We start from the raw sequence: 13,059 nt of genomic DNA, 5'->3' as shown, positions 1-13,059 counted from the left end.
GCGGCTATGGTTCGGGGTTAGAGTTTCACCAGCCCGTTGTAACTGATTGTGATGACGGCTCCGGTGGCCGGGCGCGGCCGGGGGTGCGGGACGCAGACCGCTGCCGCAGTGCAGCCGAAACAGGAGACGACAGTGCGGCAACCGGTCCAGCGGCGATCCATAGACAAGCGGCAGGAGCTGGTGGCCGCTGCCGCACGGGTCTTTGCCGAGAAGGGCTACTACCGGACCACGGTCAAGGACATCACGACGCTGGCCGGTGTCGGCCGTGGCGCGTTCTACCACTACTTCAACTTGGGCAAGTCCGATGCTGCCACGGCGGTGGTGACGGAGGGCTTCACGATGGACGCGGCGGTGCCGCAGATCCCGCGCATCCAGAGCGTGGTGGACGCCTCGATCGCCCTGGCCACGCTCACCCCCGTGGTTCCGGTCGTCAAAGCGGCGGCAAGGCTCGCCACCGAGCAGGACCACCCCGACTTCTACGGCCACTTGATCCGGCTCTACATTCCCCAGGTCACTCAGCTGATCGAGCAGGCCAAGGAGTTCGGAGAGCTCCAGCAGGGTGTGGACCCGGCGCTGACGGCGGAGGCCTGGGTCATGCTCTACTCGGGGACCGACCAGCACGCCCGCCTGGACTACCACCGGCTTCCGGAGAAGATCGCGCACGCGAATGCGGTGATCGTGCGGGGCATCGTCACCGCGGAAACAGCCCTCAAGCTGGACATGTCGGTCCAGCGAGGCGACCTTCTGGTGCGGCAGTCCCGTTGGGCCGAGGAGTACATCCAGGGCCTCGAAGCCATGGAGTCGGCGACGGGCAGCCCGGCCTGACCTGATCTCAAGGAGACGGGGCCGCGACAGAAGTTCCTCGCGGCCCCGTCCCTGTGTCTGGGCTCAGGCCAGTCGGCCGGGGATGGACGTGTAGCCGTTGGAGATGAACGACGAGGGTTCCGGAAGGTCTTCCGGCGCCACTGCCAGCCGGGCGTCGGGGTACCGGTCCAGGAAGCGCGTCACGGCGATCACCACTTCACTGGTGGCCAGGGCGGCGCCGGGGCACACGTGCGGGCCGTGCCCGAATGCCAGGTTCCGGGACCCATCGGCGCGCTGCACGTCGAAGTGCTCGGGGTCCGCGTACGTCTCGGGGTCGGTGTTGGCGCCGGCGAGGTGGATGAGGATGGGCTCCCCCTCCTCGAACCGCTCCCCGCTCCGGGCGTCCTGGAACTGCCGGACGGCGAAGCGCAGCGGCACAGCGGCGATCGGCGGCCTTAGGCGCAGGCTCTCCCGCAGGGCGGCCTCCATGGAGGCCAGTCCGCTGGTCACCAGGGCGAGCTGGTCGGGGTGGCCCAGGAGGTGGACCAGCAGGGTGCCGATCGCGTGGACGGTCGTCTCGGTGCCCGCGATGATGATGAGCATCAGCTGGTCGCGCAGTTCGGTGTCGCTCAGCGGGCTCTCGGACGCGTCTGCCGCCCGGACCAGGTCCCCGACCAGGTTGTCCTCCGGGTGCTCGCGCGCGCTGACCACCAGCTGGTCCAGGATTGCGAGCACGGCCCCCATCGAGCGGCCCACGTCCTCCGCGCTGGCGGAGGTGTCGAAGAGTCCGGCCGCGGCGGCGGAGAACGCGGGGAGGTGCTGCGCGGGCACTCCCAGCAGGTGCGTGATCACCCGGTGCGGGATGGGCAGGGCGTAGAACTCCACCAGGTCGATCTTCTCGGGGGCTCCGAGGCCGTTCAGTTCGTCCAGTACGTCGTGGACGATCAGCTCGATCACCGGTGCCATCGCCTCGACCCGTCGGCGGGTGAGTGCCGCCGCGATCGGTGCCCGCAGTTGCCGGTGGTCCTCGCCGTAGCTGTTCAGGGCGTTGTGGGTGCCGATCCATGCGGCGATGATCCCGTCCACGCTCCGGGTGCCCTCGCGGAATCCCGGCCAGTGCCGTGCGGCGTCCCGGCTGACGTGAGGGCCGGCGGACAGCCTCTCCGCGAGGCCGGGGTCGACCACCACCCGTGCCTGAACTCCCCCCGGCAACTCCACGACCGGGGCCGGGCCCAATGCCCGCAGGCGCTGCCCCTCCTGGCTGTTGGTCTGGTCCGCCGTGGCGCCGCGCAGGTATGGGCACCCGCCTCCCGGCGGCCCGGCCGTGAGGAGGATGCCGGGCGCGTCTTCACGGGCCCCTTCGACCGATTCGTGTCCGGGGGCAAGGGTCACAGCAGCACTCCTCATGTCGTCACACAAAGTCATCAAGAAAGTGCCCGCGCTCACCGACGGGTCGACGGTGTCATCGTCGAATAGGTCGGGGCGCGGGAGGGTGCGGGCTCGCTCTGCGTGAAGCGCAGGGCGCCGCCCGGGTTACAAACCAAACCATGCACATGGTTTGATCTCTCTATCGTTCAGGCCATGTGGCGAGATGGCAACGGCTCATTGGTGAGCGCACATTCCGTGCGTACGGGGCGGGCTGTTGCGGAGGGGGAGAGCGGTGCCGGAGCGTGAGTACCAGCGGCTGATGGAGCGCTACCGGCGTCGGCGGACCCGTAAGGAGCTCGGCCTCGAACCCTGGTCCCTGCCCTTCGGTCGGGGCGGGCGCGGCTCCGAGCGCGTCCGGCAGGTCGACGTTGACACCGCCCTCCAGGGAGGCGCGGGCACGTACCAGAAGATCCGGGCGGGCCGGTTGCGTCCCTCGCCGGACCTCTACCTGCGTCTGGCGCAGCTGCTCGGCTTCAGCGCCGAGGACACCGCCATCGGGCACCTGGAGCTGTTCCGGACCGAGCCGGTACTGCCTCCCGCAGAGCCCTCGCCGCACCTGGGCCGCCTGATCGGCGGTCAGCGCGAGATCGCGTGCGCGGTCACGCCCGACGGGCACCGGGTGGCCGCCAACGCCGCCTTCGCGGCCCTGTTCCCCGAAGGCGGGCCGCCGGCCAACCTGTGGCGCTGGGCGCTGTTCAGCCCCGACGCGGAGAAGGTGCTGCTGGACTGGGCGCAGGCATGGGCCCCGCGCCTGCTGACCGAGGTCAAGCTGATGTGTCATCGCGCGCCGCGGGACAGTGCGGCTCTGAGCCTCCTGTCCGAGGTTGCCGACGATGCCCGGCTGCGGACGGTCGAGGAGAGCGGCAGAGGGCTCGACGGCGCGTCCCTGCCGCTGCACCACCCGGCGCTCGGCAGCGGGACCGCGCACCTGCTCACCTCCCGGACCACCGGCGCGAGCATCCTGACACTCATTTTCGAACCCGATGCTAAGGAGCTGTGATGGACATCCTGATACCGGAGGACCCGGTGTTCATGACGCGGTTCCTGGAGATGGAGGAACCCCTCCTCCACTCCCTCTACTACCTCCACCTCGATTACCTGCCGCTGGACCAGGCCGAGACGATCCGCCGGGCCTACGAGGGCTGGGGCAGCATCCAGGCCGCAATGCCCAAGTTCCTGAGCTGGCACACGCCGACCGCATTCGAGATCGCCAGGCCCCGCCGGGAGTCGGAGGGCTACCGCCTCCACAGCCCCGAGGGCGAGCAGCTGATCAGCCTGTTCACGGTGGAGGTGAGCGTCGAGAGCATCATCGACCTGACGGCGTGCCTTGCCTTGCTCGAAGGGGCCGAGAACGACCTCGGTGGGCCGCTGGCCGGCGCGCTTCAAGAGATCAGGGAGCCCCGGGAGCGGGATCTGGTCGACAACGTCCGCCGGGTCCTGCGGGCGTTGCAGATACCGGCGCCCCCCGCCCTGCTCGCGGCCCTGGGGCAAGCGGCCCCGGCCGGGCCGGAGCGGGAGATCTCCCTCGACGGTGCGCAGCACGCCGAGTACAAGGCCTACCGCGACAAGTTCTGTTTCGCCCTGAGCACCGGCGACTGGTTCATGTACACGATGCACCGGTCCCTGTACCTCTGACCCGTCACTCCGGCCGCCGCCCCGCTCGGCGGCCGGGGGCAGACTCCCCCTTCACGGCGCTGGTCAGGCGCTGAGCATCGGGTGCGTCTTCAGTATCTCCTCGGATACGCCGAACGCCCTGGTCAGGGTGAGTGCGTGCGGCTCCAAGGTGGCGAGGACCTCCTCAACGGCGTCGGGCAGGCTCTCGACCTGAGCGGCGGTCACCCTCCCTCGTGCCAGCAGGTCCCCGCTGTGGGCGGCGATCCGGCGCAGGGCGAACAGGGCGTGCAGGGCGCGCAGCAGATCCGCCGGGAGTCCGGAGGGCACCTGGGCGGCGGCGGTCAGCAGGGCCTCGGCGGCGAGCCGGTGCACGTGGGCGTCGGCCAGGGCCACAGCGGGCGTCACCGTGGAGTTCCAGCGGGCCAGGGGGGAGGTGGCGCGCCTCCTGAGGCGGGCCTTCGCGCGGGTGTGGGAGATGTGCTCGGTGTCGGCCAGGAGGTCCTGGAGGAACTGGGGGTCGGTCAGCTCCCGGTCCTCGGCCGCGATCTCGCTCTCGGGCTTGAGGTCGACGCCGCCGAGCAGCATCTCGCCCCCCGCCTTCTGCATGATCACCGTGTTGTCACCCTCGGCCGTGATCGTGCCCTCGATGGAGGCGAGCTGGAGCGCGATCCCGTTCGCCTGGATCAGGCCCTGCGCGCCACAGCGCTCGCGGCACTCGGACATGACCGCCCGCGACTGCCAGGTGATCCAGGCCTTGGTGATCGCCGTCAGCCGCTCGTACGCCTCGCGCTCCTCCCCGCCAGCCCGGTCCCACTGCCGTACCACCGAGCGCTGGAGCAGCGTGGCGGCGTAGGTCGTCGCGACGGCGTCGAGCAGGGGCGTGTGGTGCCCGCGGTGGGCGATCAGGGGCACCCGCTGGCCCTTCGTCATGCCGGAGGTGTGACGGGTGTGGGCGTAGCGCATGGCGACGTCGAGCGCGTGTCGCATGACGCCGAGCCCGTGGGCGGTCATGCAGAGCTTGCCCATGGTGACCCGGCCGATGGACTCCAGGAACCGGCGGCGGGAGCTGCCGAGGCTGCTGGTGAACTCCCCTTGCGGGGTGAGGCGGCCGTGGTCGCCCTGGAGGAGCGCGGCGTGCGGCAGGCGAACGTTGTCGAAGGTGGTGGCGCAGTGATCGACGGGGCTGCTGGTCGTCTGGGGCAGAGGCCGCACGCCGATACCCGGCAGGGAGCTGCCGTCGCGGTCGCTGAGCGGCACCAGGAGGAGGAAGACGCCGTGGTCGGTGCCCTCGACGATGAGGCGGGCCGCGACGACGGCGCCCTTCGCCCCGCCGGCCGGGCCGGTGTTGGGCATGAACTTCGCTGCGGCGGGGTGCGGGGTGTTCAGCACGAACTCCCGTGCCGCTGGGTCGTACGTCGCGGTGGTCTCCATCTGGGCGGCGTCATTACCGTGGGCCACCTCGGTGCACAGGAACGTCCCGATGCGGTCCCCGTGGACGTACTCGCTCAGGTCCCGCCCGGCCGCCTCGTGGTCGGCCAGGCTCCCGAAGAAGAGGTTGTAGTGGATGGAGACGATGGTGGCCATGCCCGGGTCGACCGCTCCGGCCCACTCGTGGATTGCGGTCAGCTCGACCGGATCGGCCGCGAGCGCCTGCGGAGCCTCGACGGCCTCGTTGACGATCCGCAGCCGGTCGTAGCTCAGGCGTATTCGCTCCCGGTGGGTCAGCCCCTCCTGGAACCAGAACGGCGCGGAGCTGAACAAGCTCCTCCACCGGTCGTGTGTGGCTCCCAGCTGACCGTCGAACAGGACGTCGGAGAGAGCGGCGGAAACGGGAACAGAGCAGACGGACACGGAATCCGGAATCTGAGAGTCAGTCACACCGGAGAAAACTAGCCTGATCGATCACGTCTGACGGCGTGAGGATCACCACGATTGAACAGGGCGAAAACACGGTAGGTACCCGCACTGTCACTCACTTCCCCCTGCTCGGCGGCCTGTTGAGCCACAGGAACGGAACGCGAGGGGGCCGTTCTGCTCCCCGGGAAACACGGGTACGGAACGGCCCCCTCGTCGTGTCAGGGTGCGGCGCCACGGGGGAAGCCCCGCCCCCTGTGGTCAGAGTAGAGGGATCACCGCCGGGTGGGCTGCCTTTTGCCTACGTTCGGAGTCCGGCCCGCCGCGATCAGATCTGCCTGTGCCGGGAGAGTGCTCACCGGGCGCGGACGATGGTGAGCACGCCGTGGCGCCCGGATCCTGCCAGCACCTCGACCACGAGGTTGGTCTCCAGTCCGGTGTACGGCTCGCCGCCGTGCGCCACGGCGGGGCCGTTGTCCTGCGCTCTGGCGAGGGGCTTCCCGAGGTGTGCGGCGAGGGCGGAGGGGAGCCGGGTGGAGAGCCGGGCAGGCCCTCCGTCGAGCGACAGGGCCAGGCGGCGGGGGCGGGCACGCGGGCCGGTGAAGCCGAGCACCGCGGCGTCAGCGGTGTCCGCGTGGCGGACCTTGGTCCAGCCGTACCCGGCCGGGTAGGCGCGGTCCGGCTTGGCGACGATTCCTTCCACCCCGACCGCGACGAGGTCCTCGTACCAGCGCCGGGCGACCTCGATGTCGTCGCTGGCCATGGTCGCCTGGATCGGGGGGCCGATGTCCTTCAGCAGGGCGATCAGCAGAGCCCTGCGGGCGGTGTACGGGCGGCGGCGGACGTCACCATGGACTGGGTGCTGAAGGACGTCGAAGGCGATGTAGGAGGCCGGGACGGTGATTGTGGCCCGGGGGGAGGACGCGGCGCGGGACTGCACGGCCCCGAAGTCCAGGCGCCCGTGGCGCCACACCACCGTCTCGCCGTCCAGCACCGTCGGCGCCGGCAGCGCTTCCCCCGCCTCGGCCAGGTCACGCCAGTGGCCCGTGACCTCCCGGCCCGAGCGGGAGAGCAGCCGTACGCCGTCCTCGCAACGCCACAGAATCATACGGTGACCGTCGTACTTAGGCTCATACCAATGGCCCGCCGGGAGACGGGGGGCGCTACGGGCCAGGGCCAGGGGGACGGGGAGCTCCACCTCTCCACCGTGCCGCACCAGGAGGCGGGTGACCACGCGAGGCGACGCCGCGCCCGCGCGATTCTCGTACGGGGCGCCTACGAGGGCCGGGTCCGAGTCAGCCGACGACGGAGAAAAAGACCGAGGCGTCCTCGTGCCACCACCGCATGCCCTTCTTGCCGTGCCAGTGGGAGTACCAGCCGTCGAGCGCTTCGATCAGCTCCGACAGCTCGTACCGGAGGTCGGGGTCGATCCGGTCCAGCGCCTCCCGGTAGGCCTGGATGGCGGGCCCGGCCTGCTGCATGGGCCATACCCCGATCTCCGGTGAGCCCTCTGGGGGGTGCGGGATGTAGAACGGGACCTCGGACGGCGGGCCGCTGAAGATGTACTGCGTGGGCAGCAAGTCCGGCGGTACGCCGACGGCGCTCAGCTCTTTGTCCAGCGTGGTGTAGAGGGTGATCGGGCTGCTGTAGCTCGCCAGGGTGGATATGTCGCTGCCGCTGTTGTCGATGATGAGCTGGAGAGCCGTGTAGTACGCGTTCCCCGCCCACTCGGCTGGGGAATCGGCGCGCCCGGACACCAGGTGCTCCAGCGCGTCCGGGACCGTCAGGCCCCAGTCGATCTCCTGCTCGTCCAAATCGGCCTGCTTCACCTGCGCCAGTTCCCGGATCCGGTCCAGAGTTTCCATGTCGTCGGCGGTCAGATTTCGGCCCGGAACGAATCGCGCGACTCGGCTGCGGCTCGCCATGTTGTAGTTCACGATCTTGCTCATGGCGCCATCCTGCCAAAGGGGGCTGGGCAACTGCTGCGCGTACCGAGGTCGGCATCGGAGGGGTACGGCCCCGGTCGTCGGCCTGTCGCCGACGGTGGGCCGTCCTCCTCGGACTCACCTCTTAAGAGGTGAGCCCGAGGAGGCAAGGGGTCGCGCTCTTCCTTCACTCACCTCAGGAGGGGTCAGTCGTCCTCCGTGGCGCCGGTGAGTTCGAGGACGACGGAGGCGCGGTGCTGGGTGGCGGCGGTGGTGCGGGTGAGGTGGCGGGCGGTGCGCATCCCCATCTCGGTCAGCTCGTCGGGGGTGTGGAGGGCGGCGAGGAGGGCGGCGGCGGCCTGGAGGGTGAGCGGGGCTGAGGGCCGGTAGCCGAGGAGGGCGGCGGTTTCGGGGTCCTGGCGGGCGGCTTCGCGGCCGTGGGCCAGGACCTGGCGGTGGTCGATGACGACCAGGTCGTCTATCTGGATGCGCTGGACGTGGACGCCCAGGTCCAGCGGGCGCCGCGGGGTCTCCTGGGCGGGGACGGCGGGCAGCAGGCTGGGATGGGTCAGACGGCGAGGCACAGGGATCTCCTTGCTGTTCGGGCGGTGTGCGTACGGTGGCCGCACGGGAATCGTCGGTGGAGGGGGTTGGGCATGGACGTGGTGATCGGCAGGCCGGTGGTGGTCCGGGCCCCGTACCGGGTGAGCACCGAGGAGCTGGAGCAGGACATCAAGAAGCGGTTCGTCCATCCGAAGCTGAAGGTGTGGCTGCGGCAGATGCGTAGTACGGGGGTGATGGAGCGGCCGTGGTCGGCGCCACCGGCCGTCACCTTCGGACGGAAGGGGATCGGGGTGCGGTCGCGGGCCGCGTACGAGGCGGCCCGGGACCGGGCGGTGACGGCGGCCGGGGAGGCGCTGGCCCGCTCCGGGCTCGGGCCGGGGGACATCGACGTGCTGGTCACCACCCACACCACCTCGTGGACGGTCCCGGGCCTGGACGTGGACCTGGTCGGACAGCTGGGGCTGCGGCCGGATGTGGAGCGGATCGGGCTGGCGACCGCCGCGTGCGTCGGCGGTGCCCACGGCCTGGTCCACGCGGTTCGGTCCCTGCGCGGCCGCGGGGGCGGGCGGGCCCTGCTGGTGGCCTCCGAGGACCTCTCCACTCTGTACCGCTCCCGCCCGGAGCTGCGTATGCAGGACATCCTCTACAGCGGGCTGTTCGGGGACGGGGCGGGCGCCGTCGTCGTCTCCACCGTCGACCGGGCGGGCGCGGGGGACCTGGTGGCGGAGGGCGTGTGGGAGCTGGTGCTGCCGAAGAGCGCGAAAGCGTACTGGAGCGAGATCCACGAGGAGGGTGTCTCTTTCGAGTCGACGAAGGAGGCAACGACGGCTCCGGGGCGGGTGCTGCCGTACCTGACGGGGTGGCTGGACGGTCGGCCGGTGGACTGGGCGGCGGTGCACCCCGGCGGGCCCCAGATCATCCCCGGCACCCTGGCCGGGCTCGGCCTGGACGAGGAGAGGGCCGGTCGGCACGCCCGGGATTCCCTGGCTGGCGGGAATCTGGGCGGCGTCGCGGTCCTCGACGTGCTGGAGCGGACGCTGGGCGAGGGGGCGGTGAGCGGGCCGGGGGTGGTGGTGGCCTTCGGGCCGGGGTTCACGGCGGCCGCGCTCTACGTACGGGTGGCGGGTCCGGCCGGAGCCGGGTGAGCGTGCCTGGAGCCGGGTTCGAACCGGCACACCCCGAGGGGCAGCGAGGTTTAAGCTCGCCGTGTCTGCGTTCCACCATCCAGGCGTGATCGTGCTCAGGGGTGCGGCGGATCCAGCCGCAGGCGGTCCAGGACGTCTCGGCGGGCGAGCCCGGGCATGCACATCCGCCACATCGCCGCGACCTGCGTGTGCAGCCGGTCCCGCTCGGTGAGGGCCAGGGCGAGGAGCTGCACGCCGCTGTAGCAGCCCACCAGCGTCAGGGCGTCCTCCTCGGGGTCCGCGTGGTCCTGGAGTTCTCCGGCCTCGCGGGCGGCGGCGAGGATCGCGGCGACGGCCTCCAGCGGGGCCTGGTAGCTGTCGCGGGTCAGGTACGGTCCCGGCTCGATGCTCAGGCGTACGGCGGCGCGCAGCACGGCGTCGTCCAGGATGGCGGTGGTGTACCGGTAGCTGACGTCCACCAGCACCTGGCACCAGAGGGCGGGGGCCAGCTCGGAGGACTCCTGCGCCACCTGCCGGAAGAAGGCGTGCTGGCGCTCCAGTACGGCGTCGCCGACGGCCTGCTTGCTCGCGAAGTGGTGGTAGACGGCGCCTCGCGAGACCCCGGCGACGCGCTGGATCTCGGGGATGCTGGCGCCCGTGTAGCCCTCGCGGTCGATGACGATGCCGGCGGCCTCGATGATGCGCCGCGCGGTCTGCTCGCGCCGCTCGGCTCTCTCCCCGCGCTCCTGCGTCATCGCCCTCACGTCCTCCTTGGCTGGCGCCGACGCTACCCGCGGTCCCGGTACCGCGCCCACGGCCGCCGCCCCGGTCTCAGGCACAGGCACATCCCGCAGGCTGCGCGGCCGCCCGGCGGGGCCCGTTGCGGCGGGGTGCCGCGGCACGGCGGCGGAACTGCGCCCACACCGACTTGCCGCCGCAGGCGCGGGGGGACCAGCCGTGGGAGTGTGCGAGGGCGTCCAGGAGCAGCAGTCCGCGCCCGTGGTCCGCTCCGGCCTCGACCGCGACGGGAGCCGGGGGAAGGGGCTGGTCGCTGGGGTCGGTGACGGCCACCGTGACGTGTCCGTCGGCCGGGTCGACGAAGACCTCGACCTCGATGTCCTCGGCGGCTGCCGCCCGGCCCTCGGTGGTGAGGGCGACGGCGTTGGTCAGCAGCTCGGACAGGACCAGGACGACCGAGTCGCGCAGGTCCGGGGGCAGGTCCGGGGGCAGCAGCGGAGCCGCCCACCGCCGGGCCGCGCCCACCGAGGCGGGCACGGGCGGCAGAAGAAGACACGACATGGCGGAGTTCCTCCAAACAGGTGAGTCTCCCGGTGTCGGAGACAGACAGGTCAGTCGGTGAACTTCCTCCAGGTAAACCCCGGCGGAGCCGGAGCGGAACGGCCCGTCCTGGTCGCGACCAAGGCTGGCCGCCACCGCCACCCATGCACGGATATGGGTAGATTTGGGGTTCTGCTGAGGTCAGGAGCGCTGATGGTGGGCTATCGATCGCCGGACATGCCGCTCCTGCTGGAACGGTGGCGGGCCCGCCGGCGCGTACGCGACCTGCCCGCCCCGCCGCTCGGCGCAGACCCCGCCGGATCCGTCACCACCGCCGTCATGGCTGAGGTCCTCGACGTCAGCGTCCGCCACTATCAGCGCCTGGAATCGGGCGAGCGCCGCATGTCCAGCGACACCATCGCCGCGATCTCCCGTGCCCTGTCCCTGCACCCCGACGAGATGCAGGCCCTCTACCGCTGGGCCGGACGCCCCGTCCCGCCCCTGCTCTCCCCCACCGCCCCCGACGTCCCCGGCGACCTCGCCGACCACATCCGCCGGCTGCCGTTCCCCGCCCTGGTGGAGGCTCCGGACTTCGGGATCCTCGCCGTCAACCGGCGCGCGGAGCGGGCCTGCCCCTGGGCCGCCCGCCCCGGCGCGAACGTGATGACGGATCTGCTGCTGCCTGGGCCCGGGCGGGACCAGTGCGCCCAGTGGGCGGAGCACTGGGCGCCACCCCTGCTCGCGCAGCTGCGTCAGGGCGCCCTTGCCAACGCGGCGCTGCGGGGGATCGTGGACCAAGTGTGTGAGGACCCGGAGGTGCGGGCTCTGTGGGAGCGGACCGCCGACCTGCGACGCCACGCCTACGGCACGACCAGGCCGATGTACCTGGAGGGGGCGCCCACCAGCCCCGCCTGGGTCCGGATCATGGGGTGGCAGCCGATGCACGAGCCGAGCTTGCGCGTGATCACCGGCGAGCCCGGACACCCTCCCGTCGGGGAAGCTCCGCAGGAGCCCTGACGGGAGCGTTTCGCACGGTCGTAGGCTGGGGCCGATGCGGGAGGATCCTCATGGCCGGTAGCACCCCGCCCCCGGTGGCGGTGGCCATGCCGGACGGGCAGGTGGTCCAGGGGCGGTTGCACGAGCGGCGCCAGACCGAGGACGGCTGGCTCTACAAGATCGGCGTAGTCCTGTGGCAGGCCCCTGACCCGGACCGTCCTGTGCCCGGGGAGTACGTCGCCTGGATGCCCTCGGCCTCCGTGCAGCCGCTGGCCGGTACGGACTACTCCAGGGTGCCGACCACCCGCCTCCAGCAGGACATTCCGGCCCCGCCCGTACGCAGGGTGGAGCCCGCGACGGCGTGGACGGTCGAGTACGAGCGGACGGCTGCCGGCTCGGCGGTCGCACGGACCACGGTGCACCGCTCCGACTGCTGGTCGATCCGGGGGCGGCGCGAAGAGATCACGGACGAAGGCCAGGCCCGCGAGGCGATGGCCGCCCCGCACGCTCGCGGCTGCATCCTCTGCGGCACGGACCAGTCACTGGCCTGAAGTTCCAAGGCCTTCCTAGGAACCCCCCGAACGCCGTGAGCGAGCCCGGGGTGATCAAAGCCCCGGTCTACGGCGGCTACGTCTTTGAGCCCGGCTCGCAGTTCACCGCGCTCCAGGTGATGGGCGGCGCGAGGGAGCTCGTCGTATGCGGGCAGGTCGTCGCGGGTAGCGACGGCGGCCTGCTCCTCCTCCTCGGCAGGGAACGGGACAAAGACCTGGGTCAGCATCAGCCCGGGCCGGGAGGTCTCCGCCTCGGTGGCGAGCCCAGAGACGAAGGCGACCAGCCGGGGGTGGATGGTGTGGACCTCGTTCTGTTCGCCGGGCAGGGCCCGGGTGTGGCTGTCCAGAGACAGCGGCATCTCGTCGGGAAGCTGCTCCACCAGGGCCCGCAGCTCGCCGACGGTGTCCAGCATCGGCGCCGCGGCGACCGCCGCCCGCAGACGGTTCTTCTGCTCCGTACGGGCCTCGGGTGCCTCGACGGTGGCCCACCCGAGGCCGAACGCCACCCACCGCATCACCTCGCCGTACGCGTCCTCGTCCAGGCCGACCAGGATGTCCGCACCGTCCGCGAGGTGCTGGTGATAGAGGGTGCGCTGCCCTTCCGCCCACAGCCGCAGGTCGTCAACCGCCGCCAGCACGGTGGTGTCGAGCGCGGCCGCGACCTGGTCCCACGTCGCCCCGAGCCGCAGTGCCTGCGCGACCATGCCACCGCGCTCGCTGCGTACGGCCCGCCGGATCGACTCACCCACGGCGAGCTGCGTCAGGGCGTCGCCGACGACGGCGTCCTGGTCGCGGTCGTGCTCGGCCCGCAGACGCTCACCGGCCTCGGCGCGCTGCTGCGCGAGGGAGGCGAGCGGCGTGCCGGCCGGAACGTCGCCGGGGCACTCGGCGCGGAGCTTCAGGAGTTCCACAGTCTGGTCC

13 protein-coding genes and 1 tRNA gene are annotated in these 13,059 nt (G+C 71.5%); 6 read left to right on the top strand and 8 right to left on the bottom strand.

Going from position 1 to position 13,059, the window contains the following annotated elements; genetic code table 11:
* The first annotated feature begins 180 nt into the window (after positions 1 to 180).
* Positions 181 to 825: a TetR family transcriptional regulator gene (locus tag ACQP09_RS34210; protein WP_433406955.1), complete on the top strand. Its 645-nt coding sequence runs from the start codon at positions 181 to 183 to the stop codon at positions 823 to 825.
* Between the two features lie 63 nt (positions 826 to 888).
* Here the strand turns inward: ACQP09_RS34210 and ACQP09_RS34205 are convergent, their stop codons facing one another.
* Positions 889 to 2,196, bottom strand: coding sequence for a cytochrome P450 (locus ACQP09_RS34205; protein WP_433406953.1), 1,308 nt, complete (start codon positions 2,194 to 2,196; stop codon positions 889 to 891).
* A gap of 268 nt (positions 2,197 to 2,464) precedes the next feature.
* Between ACQP09_RS34205 and ACQP09_RS34200 the strand changes: the two genes are divergently transcribed.
* Together ACQP09_RS34200 and ACQP09_RS34195 are read left to right on the top strand one after the other, a co-directional pair.
* A complete protein-coding gene (locus ACQP09_RS34200) occupies positions 2,465 to 3,232 on the top strand; it encodes a sulfotransferase (protein ID WP_433406952.1) in 768 nt (255 codons plus the stop codon).
* Positions 3,232 to 3,867 (top strand): hypothetical protein, encoded by a 636-nt coding sequence (locus ACQP09_RS34195; protein ID WP_433406950.1) that lies wholly within the window; start codon positions 3,232 to 3,234, stop codon positions 3,865 to 3,867. Before ACQP09_RS34200 ends, ACQP09_RS34195 begins: the two co-directional genes overlap by 1 nt.
* A gap of 63 nt (positions 3,868 to 3,930) precedes the next feature.
* Here ACQP09_RS34195 and ACQP09_RS34190 read toward each other — a convergent pair whose 3' ends face one another.
* The 4 genes from ACQP09_RS34190 to ACQP09_RS34175 form a co-directional block, all read right to left on the bottom strand.
* Positions 3,931 to 5,724 carry an acyl-CoA dehydrogenase family protein gene (locus ACQP09_RS34190; RefSeq protein ID WP_433406949.1) on the bottom strand — a complete coding sequence of 598 codons (1,794 nt, stop codon included), beginning with the start codon at positions 5,722 to 5,724 and terminating at the stop codon, positions 3,931 to 3,933.
* 331 nt (positions 5,725 to 6,055) lie between these two features.
* Positions 6,056 to 6,898, bottom strand: coding sequence for a hypothetical protein (locus ACQP09_RS34185; protein WP_433407081.1), 843 nt, complete (start codon positions 6,896 to 6,898; stop codon positions 6,056 to 6,058).
* A gap of 97 nt (positions 6,899 to 6,995) precedes the next feature.
* Positions 6,996 to 7,649, bottom strand: a complete 654-nt coding sequence (locus ACQP09_RS34180; protein ID WP_433407079.1) for a DUF7691 family protein — start codon at positions 7,647 to 7,649, stop codon at positions 6,996 to 6,998.
* 182 nt (positions 7,650 to 7,831) lie between these two features.
* A complete protein-coding gene (locus ACQP09_RS34175; protein WP_433407077.1) occupies positions 7,832 to 8,209 on the bottom strand; it encodes a hypothetical protein in 378 nt (125 codons plus the stop codon).
* 72 nt (positions 8,210 to 8,281) lie between these two features.
* Here ACQP09_RS34175 and ACQP09_RS34170 point away from each other — a divergent pair, with 72 nt between their 5' ends.
* The gene (locus tag ACQP09_RS34170; protein ID WP_433407076.1) at positions 8,282 to 9,334 is read left to right on the top strand and encodes a PhlD; all 1,053 of its coding nucleotides are present in this window, start codon (positions 8,282 to 8,284) and stop codon (positions 9,332 to 9,334) included.
* A gap of 3 nt (positions 9,335 to 9,337) precedes the next feature.
* On the opposite strand, the gene ACQP09_RS34165 is transcribed toward ACQP09_RS34170, so the two are convergent.
* From ACQP09_RS34165 to ACQP09_RS34155, 3 genes are all read right to left on the bottom strand, one after another.
* Positions 9,338 to 9,419: transfer RNA gene (locus ACQP09_RS34165), tRNA-Leu, on the bottom strand.
* Positions 9,420 to 9,429: 10 nt separating this feature from the next.
* Positions 9,430 to 10,068 carry a ScbR family autoregulator-binding transcription factor gene (locus ACQP09_RS34160; RefSeq protein ID WP_433407074.1) on the bottom strand — a complete coding sequence of 213 codons (639 nt, stop codon included), beginning with the start codon at positions 10,066 to 10,068 and terminating at the stop codon, positions 9,430 to 9,432.
* Positions 10,069 to 10,144: 76 nt separating this feature from the next.
* Positions 10,145 to 10,612, bottom strand: a complete 468-nt coding sequence (locus ACQP09_RS34155; RefSeq protein ID WP_433407072.1) for an ATP-binding protein — start codon at positions 10,610 to 10,612, stop codon at positions 10,145 to 10,147.
* Positions 10,613 to 10,804: 192 nt separating this feature from the next.
* Here ACQP09_RS34155 and ACQP09_RS34150 point away from each other — a divergent pair, with 192 nt between their 5' ends.
* Together ACQP09_RS34150 and ACQP09_RS34145 are read left to right on the top strand one after the other, a co-directional pair.
* Entirely contained in the window at positions 10,805 to 11,608 is an 804-nt protein-coding gene (locus ACQP09_RS34150; protein ID WP_433407071.1) for a helix-turn-helix domain-containing protein, read from the top strand.
* Positions 11,609 to 11,658: 50 nt separating this feature from the next.
* The gene (locus tag ACQP09_RS34145) at positions 11,659 to 12,138 is read left to right on the top strand and encodes a DUF6233 domain-containing protein (protein ID WP_433407069.1); all 480 of its coding nucleotides are present in this window, start codon (positions 11,659 to 11,661) and stop codon (positions 12,136 to 12,138) included.
* Positions 12,139 to 13,059 lie beyond the last annotated feature (921 nt).

This window comes from Streptomyces sp. CA-146814 (assembly GCF_050942385.1).
Lineage (GTDB): Bacteria > Actinomycetota > Actinomycetes > Streptomycetales > Streptomycetaceae > Streptomyces.
Note: the sequence above shows the minus strand (reverse complement) of the source record. Positions and strands in the feature narration are given on the sequence as shown.